The following is a 16,299-nucleotide window of genomic DNA, read 5'->3' as shown; positions in this document are numbered from 1 at the left end:
AGACTGAGCCCATGGCGGAGCGCGAGCAACGGGAGCGGCGCGGCACGCCGCGGCAGCAGCAGGGTCCCGACACCGAGTCGGACTCGCGCGACTGGATCCACCACTCGGTCGTCTACGGCATCGACGTGCTCCGCTTCGCCGACTCCGACGGTGACGGGGACGGCGACCTGCCGGGGCTCATCGACCGGCTCGACCACATCGAGTCGCTCGGCGTCGACTGCCTGTGGCTGCTGCCCTTCTACCCGAGCGAGCGGCGCGACAACGGCTACGACATCACGAACCAGCTCGGCGTCGACCCCCGCGTCGGCACCCTCGACGACTTCCGCCGGCTCGCTCAGGAGGCGCACTCCCGCGGCATCCGCCTGATGCTCGACCTCGTGCTGCACCACACCTCCGACCTCCACGCGTGGTTCCAGGCGGGGGAGTCCGATCCGCGCTCCCGCTTCCGCGAGTACTACATCTGGAGCGAGGAGGAGCCGCCGGACAGCGAGCAGCAGAGCGCCTTTCCCGGCGAGCGCGGTGCCGAGGACGGCATCTGGAGCTGGTCGGAGCGGGCGCAGGCGTACTACCGGCACAAGTTCTACGACTTCGAGCCCGACCTCCGCATCGCCTCCGACGCGGTGTGGGAGGAGGCCAAGCGCATCATCGACTTCTGGGTCGCGATGGGCGCCGACGCGTTCCGCATCGACGCGGCAGGCGAGCTCTGCGCGCCGACCGGCATCCCCGGTGCCGACGCCGACCTCGGGCAGCGGCTCGACGACCTCCGTGCGTACCTGCAGGAGCGGGCGCCGGGCGTCGCGCTGCTCGGTGAGGTCGACCTGCCGGCGAAGCAGCTGCCGCAGTACGTCGAGCCCGACCGGATCGACCAGCTGCTCGCCTTCCTCCCGAACAACAACCTGACCTACGCGCTCGCCACCGAGGACGCCGAGCCGCTGCTGCGGGCCGTCTCCACCCACGAGGCGGTGACGAAGCACGCGGGCTGGCGGCAGTTCCTCCGCAACCTCGACGAGCTGAACATGGCGCAGCTCACCGACGCGCAGCGCCAGGAGGTCTTCCGCGTCTTCGCGCCCGATCCGGACATGCGCATCTACGGGCGCGGCATCCGCCGGGCGTGGGCGCCGATGATGGGCGATCCGGCACGCCTGCGGATGACGCTGAGCCTGCTGTTCGCCCTGCCCGGGAGCCCCCTGCTCGTCGCGGGGCAGGAGATCGGCATGGGCGACGACCTGTCGCGCGAGGGGCGCTCCACCGTGCGGCTGCCGATGCAGTGGACCGCCGATCCGAGCGGGTTCTCGTCGAGCCGCCAGGGCGAGGCGGCCGGCTACCTCGTCGACGGCCCGTACGGGGCCCGGGCGGTGAACGTGGCGGACCAGGACGGTGATCCGGGCAGCCTGCTGAACCTCACCAGGGCGCTGATCCGGCTGTTCCGGGAGCACCCCGGCATCGCTTCGCCGCGGACGAAGACCCTGAAGGCCGACACCTCCGTCGTCGGGTTCCGCTACGGCGACGTGATCGCGGTGCACAACCTCGCCGGGGGCGAGCGCCCGCTGCCCAAGAAGGCCGTCGGTGCCGAGCCGCTGCTCGCGGAGCGCGTCGAGGGCGACCGGCTCGGCGCCTACGGCTTCCTCTGGGCGCGCCTGTCCTGACCCCTCGATCCTGCTCCGGATCCTCGCCGCTCCAGATCCCTGAGAACGGCAAGGATCCGGAGCGGGCGGGACATCGGTCGTCGGTCATCGATCGTCGAGCCGTCGCAGCAGCCGGTCGATCCGCGGCAGCACGCGCCGCTGCTGCACGACTGCGAAGGTGCCGAGCGCGAGCCCGAGCACGACGAGCACGCCGCCCCAGAGCGCCGCTCGTGGGACCGCGACCAGTCCGTAGGCGCCGAACAGCACGATCAGCCCGAAGAAGGGCGCGGCGAACCACCGACTGCGGGCGACCCGTCGCCGGTCGATCTCGAGCTGCTGGCGCCAGCCGTCGCGGTCGGCGTCGGCCGGCACCTCGCCCGTCTTCAGCGCCTGCTGGAAGTCCGCAGCGGCGGCGGTACCGCCGACGCGCCGCCGGCGCCGCGCCACCGCAGCGGTGAGCACGCTCGCGAGGACGAGGCCGTAGACGAGTCGGAGGACCAGGGAGAACGGCGTCAGGTGGTGGTCGGCCGCGCGCAGGCCGATGCCGACCCCGGTGACCAGCACGAAGAGCACGACGAAGTAGACAGGCAGCGGCATCCGCTGCAGGAAGCCCCGGAAGCCCGAGGGCGCGGGTCGCTGCGAGGTCACGAGTGGAACGTGATCGCGACGACGGTCTGCCGACCGGCGATATCCACAGGCGGAAGAACGAGAACGCGGATCCGGAATTCCTGCCCGACACGCCGCTGGGGGAGGGGGAAAGGACGGCGTGTTGTGAAGGAATTCCGGATCCGCGAGAAAAGTCCGGATCCGCGAAAGGGGGACCGGGAGCTCAGTCGGTCGGCGTGCCGACCGTGGCGTGCACCGAGACGTGCAGGGTCGCCTTCGGCGACGGCACGTGATGCGACTTCGGGGTGCGGAGGGCCTTCGACGCGCGCGCCTTGGCCTTCGCCTCGGCCGCGACCGTGGCGCCGGGCGCCGCGGCGGCTGCAGCGGGCCGTGCCGCGGCGGCGGCGGCCGACGTCGCCGGAGCCGCGGACGCCGCCGGAGCGGCAGCGGCCCGGCTCGCCGACGGCGTCGCGGCCGCGGTCGTCGTGGTCGTCGCACCGATCGTGGGGACCTGCGGCGCCGGCGCCGCGCCGCCACCGACCAGGTGCTGCACCGCGCCGAACGTCGCCTGCGGCACCCCGGGGGTGAGGGCCGCGGCCGACAGGCCGGTGCCGAGCGTCGCCACGACGGCGAGGGTCACGACGGCGCCGCCGCGACGGCCGAGCCGACGCCGACGGGGTCGCATGCGCGCCGCGACCTCGAGGGACGGGGCGGGGGCCGGCGTCCGGGCGAGGTCGCGCAGGTCGCCGAGCGCCGACTCGAGCGCGTCGTCGTCCGGCAGGTCGCTCTCCTCGAGCAGCCGCCGGATCGATTCGTCGTTCATACGAGCACCTCCTCAGCGACCCGGCCCCGGAGGGCGATCAGCGCGCGCCGCTGCAGCTGCTTCACGGCGCCGACGCTGCGCCCCATGACGCGCGCCGTCTCCTCGAGCGGCAGGTCGGCCACGATGCGGAGCGCGAGCACGTCGCGGTGGTCGTCCTCGAGCGTCGCGAGCGCGGCGACGGCGCTCGAGCGGGCCGCGACCACCTGGTCCTCCGCCGACTCGACCGTCCGGCGGTCGCCGTCCGGGTCGTACTCGACATGCAGGGGGCGGCGGGCCGTCGCCCGGTGGTGGTCCACCGTGCGGGCGTGGGCGATCGTGAACAGCAGGGTGCGGATGCCCGGCATCCCGCCGTGAGCGTCCGCGAGACGCGGGTACAGCGCGAGGAACACGTCCTGCGTCACCCCTTCCGGATCATCGACGCCGCGCGCCCGCAGGTAGCCGGTCAGGGGTCCGGCGAACTCGCGGTACGCGGCGGTGAACAGCTCGGCCGTGTCCGGCTCCTGCTGCTTCGTTCGCGTTCTCAGCACATCCCACCTCGGCGGCGGACGCTACCCGGACGGGTGCGGCTGAGGTGGCCGCCATGCCGCACCCGCCCGGAGCCCACGGGACGCTCAGTCGCGGCCGCTGTGCGCCGTCGCACGCGCCGAGCCGGAGTGCTTCTCCGTGGATGTGGAGGCGGACACCGAGGCGTCCTGCCCGTCGGAGGAGTCGGACTCGGTCACGTCGGACGAGTCGCTGCCCCCCTGGTTCTCGTTCTGGTTCTCGTTCACGTCGCCCTGGTCGTCGGACGTGTCCGCCTCGGTCGAGCCCGACACCCCGGTCGAGTCACCGACGCCGGCCTCGGTGGAGGTGGAGGTGGAGGTACCCGTGGAGGTGGAGGTCGACTCGTGGAACGCGGCGAGCACCGTGGCGCAGAGCGCCTGGATGTCGTCGGCGGTGCCGGCCGAGCGGCTGCCGGCGGCCTGGGTCGCGGCCTGCGCGAGCGCCTTGTACGCGGTCGACTTCGTGCCGAGGCCGTGGTGCGTGTAAGCCGTGCAGAGCCCCTTGCCGGCGGGGCCGGTCACGTCGGGGCCGACCGGGACGGTCGTCGTCGTGGTGGTCGTCGTGCCGGTCGTGCTCGACGTGCCGTCGGTACCGGTCGTCGTGGTGCCGGTCGTCGTGGTGCCGGTGGTCGCCCCCTCGGTCTGGCTCGGGTCGGGCGACTCGCTCGGGTCGGGGGACTGCGTCGGGTCGGCGGTCTCGGTGGCGTCCGGCGCCTCGGTCGCGTCGGCGCTGACCGCGGTGTCCTCGGGGGAGGGGGCACCGACCAGCTCGTGGGCCTGCTCCTGCAGGTCGCTCGGCAGCGCGCCCGAGTAGGTGACGGCCGTGCCGCCGCCGACGACGGTCGTGACGGCGATGACGCCGATGGCGGCCTTGCTGGTGAGGAGGGCGGAGAGGATAGGCATGGACGACTCCTGGGTCTGTGTTCGGGCCGGGGGGCCGCGGGCGACGCCCGCACAGGAGGAATCGTTCGAAGGGCCTCCGGGGTTACGCGATCCCGGAAAAAAATCTCGCGGATCCGGAAATTCTTCGCGGATCCGGAATTCCGCCCCGACGCGCCGCTGTTTCTCGCGATATCGCGGCGTGTCGCCGAGGAATTCCGGATCCGCGCGATAGAGGGATCCGCCGGTGAGGCCGGCTCAGCGGCGCGCGAACGTGCCCGCGAGGTCGAGGGCCGCGGTCGCGATCGCGGCCGACGTCGCCTCGTCGTGCATCCAGAGGGGCACGGCGCGGGTCGCGAGGCCGTCCGCCTCGAGCCCGGGTACCGCGTCGGCGTCGGCGAGGTCGACGAGCCAGCCGTCGAGCAGGCCGCCGCTCGCACGCGCGCCGTAGTGCCGGGCGACGGCCGCGGCGCTCGTCTCGACGCCGATCGCCGAGAGGCACGCGTCCGCCATCCCGCGCACGACGGCACCGCGGATGACGGGCGAGACCCCGACGACCGGGGCGCGGGTGGACGTGACGGCGTCGCGGATGCCGGGGATGCCGAGGATCGTCCCGATCGACACGACCGGGTTCGACGGGGCGAGCAGCACGACGTCCGCCTCGCCGATCGCCTCGAGCACGCCCGGCGCGGGCGACGAGTGCTCGGCGCCGGGCTGCAGGAATGCACGCGCCGGGACCTTCGCGCGCGTGCGCACCCACCACTCCTCGAAGTGCAGCTCCCGCTCCTCGCCGTCCTCGACGACCGCGACGTGCGTCTCGACCTCGTCGTCCGTGGCGGGCAGGAGCCGCACGCCGATCGGCCAGCGGGCGGCGAGCCGTTCGACGACGGCGGAGAGTGGCAGCCCGTCCTTCAGCAGCGCCGTGCGGGCGATGTGCGTGCCGAGATCGAGGTCGCCGAGGGTGAACCACGGCCAGCCGACGCCGTACGCGGCGAGCTCGCCGCTCACCCGCTCGGTCTCGCCCGCACGGCCCCAGCCGCGCTGCTCGTCGTTCACGCCCGCGAGCGCGTAGAGCAGCGAGTCGAGGTCGGGGGTGACGCGGAGCCCGGCGAGCCAGAGGTCGTCGCCCGTGTTCGCGACGACGGTGATCTCCGGCGGCACGGCGGCGGCGCGGGCCGCGGCGCGCAGCCCCCGGACGAAGCGGGCGCCGCCGACGCCGCCGGCGAGCACGGTCAGACGGGTGGCGGGCACCCGGAGAGCGTACGGGCGCCCCGCTGCCGGAACGACGGAAGCGGGCGGCCGCGGACCCCTTGGGGGGATCGGCGACCGCCCGCTTCGGGACGGACGGGGCGTCAGCCGAGGCGGCTGCCGCGACCCGTGTTGAGGTCGTACCCGGCACCGGCCGCGGCGCCGTTGTTGCCGCTCGTGATGTCGCGGAACGTGAGCGACGAGCCGTAGACGGTCGCCGGGGTCACCTGCGTGCCCGCGATCGCGGAGCGGGCGGCCCACATCGGGGTCGCGGCGCTCGTGCCGCCGACGGTGAACCAGCCGGTCGTGCCCGAGTACGGGGTCGAGTCGTAGACGGCGACACCCGAGGCGGGGTCCGCGTCGAGCGACACGTCCGGCGTCGCGCGCTTGCCGGCGCAGCCGACGGCCGCGTACTGCGCGAACGCGGACTGCGCGGCGGGCGCGGACTCGTAGAGGCTGCAGCCGCCACCGCTCGAGCTCCAGCCCGTCTCCGAGGAGAACGCCCCGGTCGTGTCGAAGTGCAGGGTGGTGCCGCCGACCGAGACGACGTAGGGCGAGGCCGACGGGTACTGGGCGGGCAGGCCGGAGTCGCCGGCCGCGACGAAGTAGCTGATGCCCCGGCCCTGGAACGCGGTGTCGAGCGACGACTCGGTCGAGGTCTCGGGCGCGCCCCAGCTGTTCGAGACGAAGCCCGCCTTCGTCGCCGCGGTCCTCACCGCGGTCGTGAGGTTGCCGAGCGACGACGAGGTCGCCTCGACGAGCACGAGCTTCGCGGCGGGCGCGACGGCGTGCGCCCACTGCAGGTCGAGGCTCGTCTCGAGCGCCCACGTCGGGTCGGAGGCCGGGTACGTCGTGGCCTTGCCCGACTGGTTCAGCTTCGTGAAGCAGCCGCTCGCGCTCGTGCAGCCGGGCAGGCCGAACTGGGTGCTGAAGGTCTGCAGGTCCGCCTCGGCGGTCGGGTCGTCGTACGCGTTCACGATCGCGATCGTCTGGCCGGAGCCGGCCGTGCTCGACGTCGGGAAGCCGTAGACGCTCTTGATCGTCGCGGGCGCGAGCCCGGTCGGGCCGGTCGTCGCCATCGGCTTGCCGACCGAGTCGGCGGTCACCTCGGCCTGGCAGGCGGCGTGGCCGGCCTGCGGGTTCGTGCACACGTGCACGCTGTGGAGGGCGGCCTCGGCCGAGCGGTGCGCCGCGCCGGACGGGTGCGTGGCAGCCATCGCCGGCAACGCCCCTCCGATCAGCAGCGCGCCGACCGCGGCGACGCTCACCCCCGTGGTTCGTCGGACAGACATGTCCGCCTTTCTGTTCCCCCTGAAGGACCGCGGGTCACGGTCCACGGGAACGCTAGGCGAACAGGTGTACGAGCCGACAGGTCCGCGAACGGGGGATGAGAAGGCGCTGATCTGGCGGGGCGACCAGGGATTCGAGCGGCGTGCCTCAGCCGGCGGCAATCCGGATCGTGTTGCCCGACGGGTCGCGGAAGGCGCAGTCGCGCGGACCCCACGGCTGATCGATGGGCTCCTGCAGCACCTCGGCGCCGGACGCCCGGACCCGCTCGAACAGCGCGTCGACATCGTCGGTGCGGAACACGATGGGCGAGAGCGAGCCCTTCACGAGCAGCTCCTGCAACGCGTCGCCGTCGGCCTGCGAGCGGCCCGCGTGCGGGTCGGAGAGCACGATCTCGAGGCCGTCGGCCTCCGGGCTGCCGAGCGTCACCCAGCGGTGACCGCCCGAGGCGACGTCGGAGCGCACCTCGAGCCCGAGCGCGTCGCGGTAGAAGGGGAGGGACTCGTCGGGGTCGTTCACGACGATGGGGCAGAAGCGCAGCGAGAGGGCCATGGCCGGAACGCTAGGCGGACCGCCGTGCCGCCGCTTCTCCGATCCTGCTCGACCGCCGCGGGCGCGTGATCGCGCGAGCGGTGCAGTCGGGCATCGCGTCGACCGCGGGGTGCAGCCGGGCGCGGTAGGCGCTCGGCGTCTCGCCCGTCAGCTCGCTGAAGCGCGAGCTGAACGACCCGAGCGACGTGGCGCCCACCGCCATGCAGGCGTCGGTCACCGTCGACCCGCCGCGGAGCAGCGCCATCGCCCGCTCGACCCGCCGGGTCATGAGGTAGCCGTACGGCGTCTCGCCGTAGGCGTCCTTGAACCGCCGGGAGAAGTGCGCCGGCGACATCGCGGCCCGCTGCGCCATCGTGACGACGTCGAGCGGCTGCGCGTAGTCGCGGTCGATCAGGTCGCGGGCGCGGCGGAGCAGCACGAGCTCCTGCATCCGCTGCGGCGACATGGTGCGGACGGTACCAGCGGGGGCGATGCGGCGCACCGGTCGGCGGACCGGACGCCAGAGGCAGGCGGGTTCCGGCGGTAGAATTCCTGGTCGTGACGCCGAAGAACCCCTATCTCCTGAACGTCCGGGACCTCGTGCGGCACCCCGGCGAGCTGCGTGAGCGCGACCTCGATCTCGCCGTCCCGGAACGCCTCGGCGAGGGCCTGGTCGCGGTGCAGGAGGGCACGGCACTCCACCTCGACGTGCGCCTCGAGAGCCTGCACGAGGGCGTCCTCGCCTCCGGTACGGCCTCGGCGACCGCGACGGGCGAGTGCGCGCGCTGCCTCGCGCCGGTGTCGCTGCCGGTCGAGGTCGAGTTCGCCGAGCTCTTCGGGTATCCTGCCGAGGAACCGTTCGACCACGTGCTCCAGGGCGACATGCTCGACCTCGAGCCGGTGGTGCGGGACGCGGTGGTGCTGGCACTGCCCTTCCAGCCCGAGTGCGTCGACGGTTGCGAGGACCTCGACCTCGGCCCCGACATCCGCCTGATCACGGCGGACGAGGAGAAGCCCCTCGATGCGCGCTGGGCCGCGCTCTCCGGGTTCACGGCCGGGTCGCCCGACAGAGAAGAGGATTGAGTCATGGCGGTTCCGAAGCGCCGGAAGTCCCGGGCCAACACCCACGCCCGCCGTTCCCAGTGGAAGGCCGAGGCGCCTCAGCTGGTCAAGACGATCGAGAACGGCAAGGTCGTCTACTCGCTCCCGCACCGCGCCCGCGTGGTCGAGGGCTCGGACGGCGTCCCGCTGTACCTCGAGTACAAGGGCCGCCGGGTCGCCGACGCCTGACGCCGCGGGCGCACCCGCGCCCGCGCAGACCGACGCCGAGCGGCTCCGTGCCGCGCTCGGCGTCGAGATCGACCCCGCGCTCCTCGAGATCGCGCTGACCCACCGGTCGTTCGCGTACGAGCACGGCGTGCCCGACAACGAGCGGCTCGAGTTCCTCGGCGACAGCGTGCTCGGCCGCGCCGTCACGGCGATGCTCTACGAGCGGTTCCCGGACGAGCCCGAGGGACGGCTGGCGAAGCGCCGCAGCGCGCTCGTCTCGACCGTCGCCCTCGCCGCCATCGCGCGCACGCTGGGGCTCGGCGAGCACCTGCGGCTCGGGCGCGGCGAGGAGCGCACCGGGGGCCGCGCGAAGGCGTCGCTGCTCGCCGACACGATGGAGGCGCTGATCGGCGCCGCCTTCCTCTCCGTCGGCAGCGAGGCCGCCGAGGCGTTCGTGCTCCGGCTCGTCGCGCCGCTGCTCGACGAGCCCGGCCGCTTCGGCGCCGCCACGGACCCGAAGACCGCGCTGCAGGAGGTCGCCGCGCAGCGCGGTGCCCCGGCGCCCGTCTACGCCGTCACCGCGTCCGGCCCGGAGCACGCCCGCGTCTTCGAGGCCGTCGTCACCGTCGGTGCGCTCACCACGGCGACCGGCACCGGCACGAGCAAGAAGCAGGCCGAGGGCGCCGCGGCGCTCGCCGCGTTCACCGGTCTCGCCGGGCACCCGGATGCCTGAGCTGCCCGAGGTCGAGGTCGTCCGCGCGGGCCTCGAGCCCGTCGTCGCGGGTGCGCAGGTGACCGGCGTGGAGGTGCTCGAGGCCCGCTCGCTCCGCCGGCACGACGGCGACGCCGCCGACTTCGAGGGCCGGCTCACCGGACGGCGCATCCGCGCCGCAGTCCGGCGCGGCAAGTTCCTCTGGTTCCCGCTCGGGTCACCTGGCGGCGAGCCGGGCGAGGCGCTGCTCGCGCACCTCGGGATGAGCGGGCAGATGCTGCTCCGCACCGGCGACGCGCCTGCCGATCGGCTGCTCCGCGTGCGGATCACGCTCGAGAGCCCGGCGCACGGCGACCTCGCGGTCGCGTTCGTCGACCAGCGCATCTTCGGGTCCCTCGCGCTCGACCGGCTCGTCCCGACGCCGGATTCCGCGCCCGGCGGCACCGGCGACGACCTTCCCGCGGTGCCGTCGCAGGTCGCGCACATCGCCCGTGACCCGCTCGACCCCGCCTTCGACGACGACGGCTTCGTCGCCGCGCTCCGCGCCCGCCGCACGGGTGTGAAGCGGGCGCTGCTCGACCAGGGGCTGGTCTCGGGCATCGGCAACATCTACGCCGACGAGGCGCTCTGGGCCGCCCGCCTCCACTACGACGCACCCACCGCCGAGCTGCCCGAGCAGCGGGTCCGCGAGCTGCTGGCCGAGCTGCGCGCCGTGCTCGAGCGGGCCCTCGCCGACGGCGGCACGAGCTTCGACGCGCAGTACGTCAACGTGAACGGCGCCTCGGGGTACTTCTCGCAGCGCCTCAACGCCTACGGGCGGCAGGGTGCGGCGTGCGCGCGCTGCGGCACGGTGATGGTGCGCGAGGCGTTCATGAACCGGGGCAGCCACTTCTGCCCCGCCTGCCAGGTGCTGCAGACCGCGCCGGTCACCGCACCCGGTAGCGCTCGGCGTCGGGCCGCCGCAGGCTGAGCCCGAGGCCCGGGCCGTCCGGGGGCCGGGCCGCCCCGCCCGTCGGGTCGGCCGTGCCGTCGAAGAGCATCGACTCGATGCGCACGTGGTCGTGGAACCACTCGAGGTGCCGGAGGTTCGGCACGGTCGCGGCGATCGGCACGTGCACGTTCGGCACGCAGTGCCCCGAGATCTCGAGCCCGAACGAGCCGGCGACCGCCGCCGCGCGCAGCCAGCCGGTCACGCCGCCGCAGCGCGACGCGTCGGCCTGGAGGCAGTCGACGCTCCCCGCTGCGAGCATCCGCCGGAAGTACTGCGGGTCGTGGCCGTACTCGCCCGCGGCGACGTCGGGGGCGACGTGCTCGCGCACGAAGCGCAGGCCGTCGAGGTCGTCCGACGAGACGGGCTCCTCGAACCACACCGGCCGGTCCGGAGCGGCCCGCTCGGCGACGCGGATCGCCTGCTTCGCCGAGTAGGCGCCGTTCGCGTCGACGTAGAGCTCGGTGTCGTCGCCGATCACCTCGCGGGCGAGACGGATGCGGGCGAGGTCGCGCTCGACGCGGGTGCCCCACGACTCGCCGATCTTGATCTTCACCCGCGGGATGCGCTGCTCGTGCACCCAGTGCCCGAGCTGCTCGCGGGTCCGCGCCTCGTCGTAGGTGGTGAAGCCGCCGCTGCCGTAGACCGGCACGTCGTCGCGCACGGCGCCGAGCAGCCGGGTCAGCGGCAGGTCGAGCAGCCGCGCCTTGAGGTCCCAGAGCGCGATGTCGACCGCCGACACCGCCTCCATGCCGACACCCGGGCGCCCATCGTTGCGGATGGCCTCGACCATCCGGTCGTTCGCCCGCGACGGCGAGGTCGCGTCGCCGCCCGTCGCGATGCCGGCCAGCCTTCCCTCGATCAGCGCCGCGACGGCGGGTGGCCCGTAGGTCCAGCCGAGCCCCGTCGTGCCGCGGGCGGTCGCCTCGACGAGCACCAGCGTCGAGGAGTCCCAGGCGATCGTGCCGTCGCCCTCGGGCGCGTCCGTCGGGATCGTGTAGACCGACACCTCGACGCGCTCGACGGCGGGCCCCGCGCTCATGCCGCCGCCCCCGCGGGCACCTCCGTGGCCGAGGGCATCGGCCGCGTCGCGAGCGCATCGGCGACCCGGGCGGCGTTCGCCATGATCGAGAGCGCGGGGTTCGCGCTGCCCTGCGTCGGGAAGACGCTGCCGTCGGGGATCACGATGTTCGGCACGGCGAACGCCCGGCACTCGCGGTCGACGACGCCGTCCCGCTCGGTCGCGCCCATGCGGGCGCCCCCGACGAGGTGCGCGTAGCGCTTGATCGTGATGACGTCGGTGCCGCCGGCGGCGCTGAGGATCTCGCTCATCACCGTCGTGGCCGCGTCGACGAGCATCTTGTCGTTGTCGCACTGCGAGTACGACATGTGCGCGACGGGCAGCCCGTGCCGGTCCTTCTCCTCCGACAGCGTGATGCGGTTCTCCGCGAGGGGCAGGAACTCGCAGAGCGCGCCGAGGCACGCCCAGTGCACGTAGTCGCTCATCCGCTCGCGCAGCTCCCGCCCCCAGTGGCCCTGCGCGGCGACGTGCTCGGCCCAGGTGATCGGCAGCGGCGAGACGGTCTGGATGGAGAACCCGCGCTTGTACGGCTTGCTCGGGTCGGTCTCGTAGAACTGCTCGGTGCTCACCTCGGGCGGCGGCGCCTTGTACATGCGGATCTCGGAGTCGAACCGGGCAGCGGTCTGCGGAGCCCCCTGCACCATGAGGTAGCGGCCCACGAGGTCGAAGTCGTTCAGCATCCCGTTCGGGAACCGGTCGTTCGCCGAGTTGAGCAGCAGCCGCGGCGTCTCGATCGAGTAGCCGGCGACCGCGACCATCCGCGCCTTCTGGAAGTGCTCCCTCCCGTTCCGGAGGTAGTGGACGCCCGTGGCGAGCCCGGTGCGCTCGTCGAAGCCGATGCGGCTCACCATCGTGTCGGGGCGGATCTCGACGCCGTGCTCGATCGCGTCGGGCAGGTGCGTGATGAGCGGCGAGGCCTTGGCGTTCACCTTGCAGCCCTGCAGGCAGAAGCCGCGGTAGATGCAGTGCGAGCGGTGCCCGAAGCGGCCGTTCGAGATCGCGACCGGGCCGACGCGTGCCTCGATGCCCGCCGCCAGCGCGCCGCGCTGGAACACCTCGCCGTTGCCCCCGACGGGGTGCGGCGACTGCGGGTAGCGGTGCGGCACGCCCCACGGCCAGGGCTGCCCGGCGACCGGCAGCTCCTCCTCGATGGCCTCGTAGTACGGCTGGAGGTCGGCGTAGTCGATCGGCCAGTCGGCGCCGACGCCCTCGTTCGTGAGCTCCTTGAAGTCGCTCGGGTGGAAGCGCGGGGCGTAGCCGGCGTAGTGGATCATCGAGCCGCCCACGCCGCGGCCGGAGTTGTTCGAGCCGAGCGGCACGGGGTCGCCGCCGCCGATCGTGCGCGGCTCGGTCCAGTAGAGCTTGTGCGAGCCCGCCTCGTCGCTCACCCAGTCGGCCTCCGGGTCCCAGAACGGGCCGGCGTCGATGCCGACGATGCGCCACCCGTGCCGGGCGAGCCGCTGCATGAGCGTGCTGCCGCCCGCGCCGCAGCCGACGACGACGAGGTCGACCTCGTCGTCGTCCCCGAAGGTGCGCATGCCCTCGCGGAGCGCCTGGTTCGTGCGGCGGTGGTCGGCGGGCAGCAGCCACGCCGACTCGTTCCGCTTCCGGACGTCTCGGTACCTCATTCGTCGTCCCGGTCCTTCGTCGGGTCGGCCGACGGCACCCGGTCCTCCTGCTCGAAGGGCTCGCGGGCGTCGATGCCGATGTTCTTGTAGCCGCGCGGGTAGGCGGGCCCCGGCCAGCCCATCTCGTCCCATGCCGCCGGATGCGCGTAGTAGGCGGTGCACGTGTAGCGCAGGAGGAGGTCCCACGTGTGGCCGCGGTTCAGGTCGTGCCACCGCTCGTCCTGCGAGGTGTGGAGCGCGTGCAGCAGCGCGTGCTGCTCGGCCGCCGGCAGCTCCACGAAGGTGGTGCCGTTGCGCTGCCGCGCGTCGTCGTCGAGCCCCGCGAGCACCTGGCGCCACACGTCGTGGTCGACGGGCATGTCGTCGTAGTGCCAGCCGTCGGTCTCGTCCTCCGTGAGCCGGTGGTCGATCGAGGCCGCGAGGTGCGCGGCCAGCTCGTCGTCGAGGTCGAGGAGCTGCCCCACGAGCGCGGTCGCGGTGGCGAACTCGTGCCCGTTCAGGTAGACGGGGGGATGCGGTGGCCGGACCCGCGACAGCACGAGCTCGCGCGTCGCGGCGTCCCAGGCGGGAGCCTGCGCGAGCACCCGGAAGGTCGGGAAGCGGTCCTCCGGCGCCTGGCCACCGCTCATCGCTCGCGCCGCAGCACGGCCGCGAGCAGGCCCATGCCGCCGACGACGGTGACGAGCAGCGGCGCGAGGATCGGCGGCCCCATCTCGACGTTGTAGGTGAAGTTGCGCCAGCCGCCGGGCTTCTGCGCGACCCCGCGGGCGTGCAGGTACACCCCCTGCAGGCCGTTCGCGACGATCGCGGCCGAGGTGATCGGGAGCGCGGTCTTCGCCATCCGCTTGCTCACGACCCCGGCCACGCCCGCGACCGCCCCGACCGGCCCGAGGACCACGGGCAGCCACATCAACCGGTTGCCGAAGCTCGCCTTGTCGTGCTCGAAGTAGATCTCCGCCGCCATGACGAGCGCGCCCGCTGCGGTGAGCGCCGAGAGGCTGCGCTCGAAGCGCCCCGTCTCGACGTTCTTGAGCAGGCGGTCGATGCCCACGAGCGGCGCCTCCACCACGGCGGCCTGCCGTCTTCCCATCCCCGTCTCCCTCCACGTCGAGCAAGGACTCATGCAGAAGTGCATCACTTGAGTCTCGACATCCGCTGAAGAAGCGGTTGCAGCATTCGGGAGACCGCAGCACGAGGAGAGGGAGACCCGGGATGGCCAAGATCAACGTCAGCGAGTTCGTGATCCAGCGCATCAAGGAGTGGGGCGTCAGCCGCGTGTTCGCCTTCCCGGGCGACGGCATCGGCGAGCTCGACGGGATGCTCGGCAAGGCCGACCGGGACGGCGTCGGCCTCGACTACGTCCGGCCGACGCACGAGGAGATCTGCTCCCTCATGGCGACGGCGCACGCGAAGTTCACCGGCGAGGTCGGCGTCTGCATCGCGACGTCGAGCCCCGGCGCCTTCCATCTGGTCAACGGGCTCTACGACGCGAAGAGCGACAACGTGCCGGTCGTCGCGATCGTCGGGCAGCAGGGGCTCGCCTCGCTCGGCACCTTCACGCAGCAGGAGAACAACCTCGAGCGGCTCTTCGCCGACGTCGCCTGCTACGTCCAGACGATCGTGTCGCCCGAGCAGGCGCAGGCCGTGATCGACACCGCCTTCCGCACGGCGAGGGCCCGGCTCGAGCCGGCCGTGATCGTGCTGCCGCACGACGTGCAGGCGATGGCGTTCGAGCCCCCGACGGCGGCGCACTGGATGTCGCGGTCGAGCGCCGTGCCGGTCTCCACCCGCATCGCGCCGGCCGCGAGCGAGATCGCGAAGGCGGCCGAGATCCTGAACGCCGGGGCGAAGGTGACGCTGCTCGTCGGCGCCGGCGCCCGCGGGGCGACGGACGAGGTGCTCGAGGTGGCCGACCTGCTCGGCGCCGGCATCGTCACGGCGCTGCGCGGCAAGGACGTCGTCCCCTCCGACGTGCCGCACCACACCCAGCAGGTCGGGCTGCTCGGCAGCCTGCCGAGCCTGCACCAGATGCGCGACTGCGACACCCTGCTGATGATCGGCACGAACTACCCCTACGGCGAGTTCCTGCCGAAGACGGGCCAGGCGCGCGCCGTGCAGATCGGCCTGAAGCCGGAGCAGCTCGGCCTGCGCTACCCGACCGAGGTGAACCTCTGGGGTGACGCGAAGGCGACCCTCGAGGCGCTGATCCCGCACCTCGCCCGCAAGACCGACCGGTCGTGGCAGGAGGGCATCGCCGAGGCCTTCGTCGGCTGGGAGCGCGAGATGCACGACCAGGCGGTGCAGTCGTTCCCCGACGGCGGCAACCCGCGACGCGTGTTCCTCGAGCTGAACGAGCGGCTGCCGCACGATGCGATCGTCACCTGCGACGCCGGCACCACCGCCGACTGGTACGGCCACCACATCCGGCTGCGCCGCGGCATGATGGGCGACCTCTCCGGCCGGCTCGCCACGATGCTCGCCGCGATGCCGTATGCCGTGGCGGCGAAGTTCGCCTACCCCGACCGCCCCGTGATCTGCACGATCGGCGACGGCGCGTTCCAGATGCTCGGCATGAACGAGCTCATCACCGTGAAGAAGTACCTGTCGCGGTGGACGAACAAGCAGTTCATCATCGCGGTGATGCACAACGACGACCTCGCCCAGGTGTCGTGGGAGATGCGCACCGAGGACGGCAACCCGGTGTGGCCCGGATCGCAGGACGTCGAGAGCGTCGACTACGCCGGCTGGGCCGAGCTGCTCGGGTTCAAGGGCATCCGGGTGCGCAGCGACGACGAGGCCGGCAGCGCCTGGGACGAGGCGTTCGCCCACCAGGGGGTCACCCTGATCGACGCGTACGTGACGCGGAACGCGCCGCCGCTGCCCGCGAAGATCACGAAGGAGTACCGCGACAACACGATCAAGGCGCTGCTGAAGGGCGACCCGTACGAGAAGGACTCGATCGTCGACTCGGGCGTCGCGATGGCGCACGAGGGCATCGACCGCGTGAAGGGCGCGCTGCACCTCGGCAGCGGCGCCGGGCAGCGCGACTAGGCGCGTCCGCCGGGGCCGGGACGGCGCCG

General features: G+C 73.2%; 18 protein-coding genes. 6 read left to right on the top strand and 12 right to left on the bottom strand.

The genetic code is table 11. From position 1 onward, the window contains the following. The first annotated feature begins 11 nt into the window (after nt 1–11). Entirely contained in the window at nt 12–1,646 is a 1,635-nt protein-coding gene (locus tag QDR37_RS02380; RefSeq protein ID WP_279711943.1) for an alpha-amylase family glycosyl hydrolase, read from the top strand. Between the two features lie 84 nt (nt 1,647–1,730). Here QDR37_RS02380 and QDR37_RS02375 read toward each other — a convergent pair whose 3' ends face one another. From QDR37_RS02375 to QDR37_RS02340, 8 genes are all read right to left on the bottom strand, one after another. After that, nucleotides 1,731–2,273 carry a hypothetical protein gene (locus QDR37_RS02375; protein ID WP_279711942.1) on the bottom strand — a complete coding sequence of 181 codons (543 nt, stop codon included), beginning with the start codon at nt 2,271–2,273 and terminating at the stop codon, nt 1,731–1,733. A 181-nt stretch (nt 2,274–2,454) separates the two neighbouring features. After that, a complete protein-coding gene (locus QDR37_RS02370; protein WP_279711941.1) occupies nt 2,455–3,054 on the bottom strand; it encodes a hypothetical protein in 600 nt (199 codons plus the stop codon). Then, complete coding sequence (locus tag QDR37_RS02365) at nt 3,051–3,581, bottom strand: sigma-70 family RNA polymerase sigma factor (RefSeq protein ID WP_279711940.1); 531 nt, start codon at nt 3,579–3,581, stop codon at nt 3,051–3,053. The genes QDR37_RS02370 and QDR37_RS02365 overlap by 4 nt, the downstream gene beginning before the upstream one ends. Nucleotides 3,582–3,665: 84 nt before the next feature. Continuing rightward, nucleotides 3,666–4,499, bottom strand: a complete 834-nt coding sequence (locus tag QDR37_RS02360; protein WP_279711939.1) for a hypothetical protein — start codon at nt 4,497–4,499, stop codon at nt 3,666–3,668. Between the two features lie 234 nt (nt 4,500–4,733). Further along, complete coding sequence (gene cofD, locus QDR37_RS02355) at nt 4,734–5,726, bottom strand: 2-phospho-L-lactate transferase (protein WP_279711938.1); 993 nt, start codon at nt 5,724–5,726, stop codon at nt 4,734–4,736. Nucleotides 5,727–5,827: 101 nt separating this feature from the next. After that, complete coding sequence (locus tag QDR37_RS02350) at nt 5,828–7,015, bottom strand: S53 family peptidase (RefSeq protein ID WP_279711937.1); 1,188 nt, start codon at nt 7,013–7,015, stop codon at nt 5,828–5,830. Nucleotides 7,016–7,160: 145 nt separating this feature from the next. Then, on the bottom strand, nt 7,161–7,562 hold the full coding sequence (locus tag QDR37_RS02345; RefSeq protein ID WP_279711936.1) for a VOC family protein: 402 nt from the start codon (nt 7,560–7,562) through the stop codon (nt 7,161–7,163). A 10-nt stretch (nt 7,563–7,572) separates the two neighbouring features. Further along, on the bottom strand, nt 7,573–8,007 hold the full coding sequence (locus QDR37_RS02340; protein ID WP_279711935.1) for an AraC family transcriptional regulator: 435 nt from the start codon (nt 8,005–8,007) through the stop codon (nt 7,573–7,575). Between the two features lie 92 nt (nt 8,008–8,099). Here QDR37_RS02340 and QDR37_RS02335 point away from each other — a divergent pair, with 92 nt between their 5' ends. The 4 genes from QDR37_RS02335 (at nt 8,100) to mutM (ending at nt 10,492) form a co-directional block, all read left to right on the top strand. Further along, a complete protein-coding gene (locus tag QDR37_RS02335) occupies nt 8,100–8,624 on the top strand; it encodes a DUF177 domain-containing protein (RefSeq protein WP_279711934.1) in 525 nt (174 codons plus the stop codon). Between the two features lie 3 nt (nt 8,625–8,627). Then, nucleotides 8,628–8,831, top strand: a complete 204-nt coding sequence (gene rpmF / locus QDR37_RS02330) for a 50S ribosomal protein L32 (RefSeq protein WP_279713538.1) — start codon at nt 8,628–8,630, stop codon at nt 8,829–8,831. Nucleotides 8,832–8,898: 67 nt separating this feature from the next. Then, nucleotides 8,899–9,543, top strand: a complete 645-nt coding sequence (gene rnc, locus QDR37_RS02325; RefSeq protein WP_279713537.1) for a ribonuclease III — start codon at nt 8,899–8,901, stop codon at nt 9,541–9,543. Continuing rightward, nucleotides 9,536–10,492 (top strand): bifunctional DNA-formamidopyrimidine glycosylase/DNA-(apurinic or apyrimidinic site) lyase, encoded by a 957-nt coding sequence (gene mutM / locus QDR37_RS02320; protein ID WP_279711933.1) that lies wholly within the window; start codon nt 9,536–9,538, stop codon nt 10,490–10,492. Before rnc ends, mutM begins: the two co-directional genes overlap by 8 nt. Here the strand turns inward: mutM and QDR37_RS02315 are convergent. The 4 genes from QDR37_RS02315 to QDR37_RS02300 are packed head-to-tail and all read right to left on the bottom strand — an operon-like array spanning nt 10,449 to nt 14,309. Next, nucleotides 10,449–11,552 (bottom strand): enolase C-terminal domain-like protein, encoded by a 1,104-nt coding sequence (locus QDR37_RS02315; protein WP_279711932.1) that lies wholly within the window; start codon nt 11,550–11,552, stop codon nt 10,449–10,451. The two genes, mutM and QDR37_RS02315, sit on opposite strands and share 44 nt — an antisense overlap. Beyond that, a complete protein-coding gene (locus QDR37_RS02310; RefSeq protein ID WP_279711931.1) occupies nt 11,549–13,219 on the bottom strand; it encodes a GMC family oxidoreductase in 1,671 nt (556 codons plus the stop codon). The genes QDR37_RS02315 and QDR37_RS02310 overlap by 4 nt, the downstream gene beginning before the upstream one ends. Next, on the bottom strand, nt 13,216–13,848 hold the full coding sequence (locus tag QDR37_RS02305) for a gluconate 2-dehydrogenase subunit 3 family protein (RefSeq protein WP_279711930.1): 633 nt from the start codon (nt 13,846–13,848) through the stop codon (nt 13,216–13,218). The genes QDR37_RS02310 and QDR37_RS02305 overlap by 4 nt, the downstream gene beginning before the upstream one ends. Beyond that, on the bottom strand, nt 13,845–14,309 hold the full coding sequence (locus QDR37_RS02300) for a hypothetical protein (RefSeq protein ID WP_279711929.1): 465 nt from the start codon (nt 14,307–14,309) through the stop codon (nt 13,845–13,847). The genes QDR37_RS02305 and QDR37_RS02300 overlap by 4 nt, the downstream gene beginning before the upstream one ends. A 122-nt stretch (nt 14,310–14,431) precedes the next feature. Here QDR37_RS02300 and QDR37_RS02295 point away from each other — a divergent pair, with 122 nt between their 5' ends. Beyond that, nucleotides 14,432–16,270, top strand: coding sequence for a thiamine pyrophosphate-requiring protein (locus QDR37_RS02295; RefSeq protein WP_279711928.1), 1,839 nt, complete (start codon nt 14,432–14,434; stop codon nt 16,268–16,270). The last annotated feature ends 29 nt before the right edge of the window (nt 16,271–16,299 follow it).

Source organism: Amnibacterium sp. CER49 (genome assembly GCF_029846255.1).
GTDB lineage: Bacteria > Actinomycetota > Actinomycetes > Actinomycetales > Microbacteriaceae > Amnibacterium.
The sequence above is the reverse complement of the archived record's forward strand: the minus strand, read 5'-3'. Positions and strand labels throughout refer to the sequence as shown.

Excerpts from the sequence above, each read along its gene's own strand:
- QDR37_RS02380 (WP_279711943.1), top strand. The coding sequence starts at position 12 with ATGGCGGAGCGCGAGCAACGGGAGCGGCGCGGCACGCCGCGGCAGCAG.
- QDR37_RS02310 (WP_279711931.1), bottom strand. The coding sequence starts at position 13,219 with ATGAGGTACCGAGACGTCCGGAAGCGGAACGAGTCGGCGTGGCTGCTG.
- QDR37_RS02295 (WP_279711928.1), top strand. The coding sequence starts at position 14,432 with ATGGCCAAGATCAACGTCAGCGAGTTCGTGATCCAGCGCATCAAGGAG.
- QDR37_RS02350 (WP_279711937.1), bottom strand. The coding sequence starts at position 7,015 with ATGTCTGTCCGACGAACCACGGGGGTGAGCGTCGCCGCGGTCGGCGCG.
- QDR37_RS02360 (WP_279711939.1), bottom strand. The coding sequence starts at position 4,499 with ATGCCTATCCTCTCCGCCCTCCTCACCAGCAAGGCCGCCATCGGCGTC.
- QDR37_RS02345 (WP_279711936.1), bottom strand. The coding sequence starts at position 7,562 with ATGGCCCTCTCGCTGCGCTTCTGCCCCATCGTCGTGAACGACCCCGAC.
- QDR37_RS02305 (WP_279711930.1), bottom strand. The coding sequence starts at position 13,848 with ATGAGCGGTGGCCAGGCGCCGGAGGACCGCTTCCCGACCTTCCGGGTG.
- QDR37_RS02300 (WP_279711929.1), bottom strand. The coding sequence starts at position 14,309 with ATGGGAAGACGGCAGGCCGCCGTGGTGGAGGCGCCGCTCGTGGGCATC.
- QDR37_RS02340 (WP_279711935.1), bottom strand. The coding sequence starts at position 8,007 with ATGTCGCCGCAGCGGATGCAGGAGCTCGTGCTGCTCCGCCGCGCCCGC.
- mutM (WP_279711933.1), top strand. The coding sequence starts at position 9,536 with ATGCCTGAGCTGCCCGAGGTCGAGGTCGTCCGCGCGGGCCTCGAGCCC.
- QDR37_RS02315 (WP_279711932.1), bottom strand. The coding sequence starts at position 11,552 with ATGAGCGCGGGGCCCGCCGTCGAGCGCGTCGAGGTGTCGGTCTACACG.
- QDR37_RS02370 (WP_279711941.1), bottom strand. The coding sequence starts at position 3,054 with ATGAACGACGAATCGATCCGGCGGCTGCTCGAGGAGAGCGACCTGCCG.
- rpmF (WP_279713538.1), top strand. The coding sequence starts at position 8,628 with ATGGCGGTTCCGAAGCGCCGGAAGTCCCGGGCCAACACCCACGCCCGC.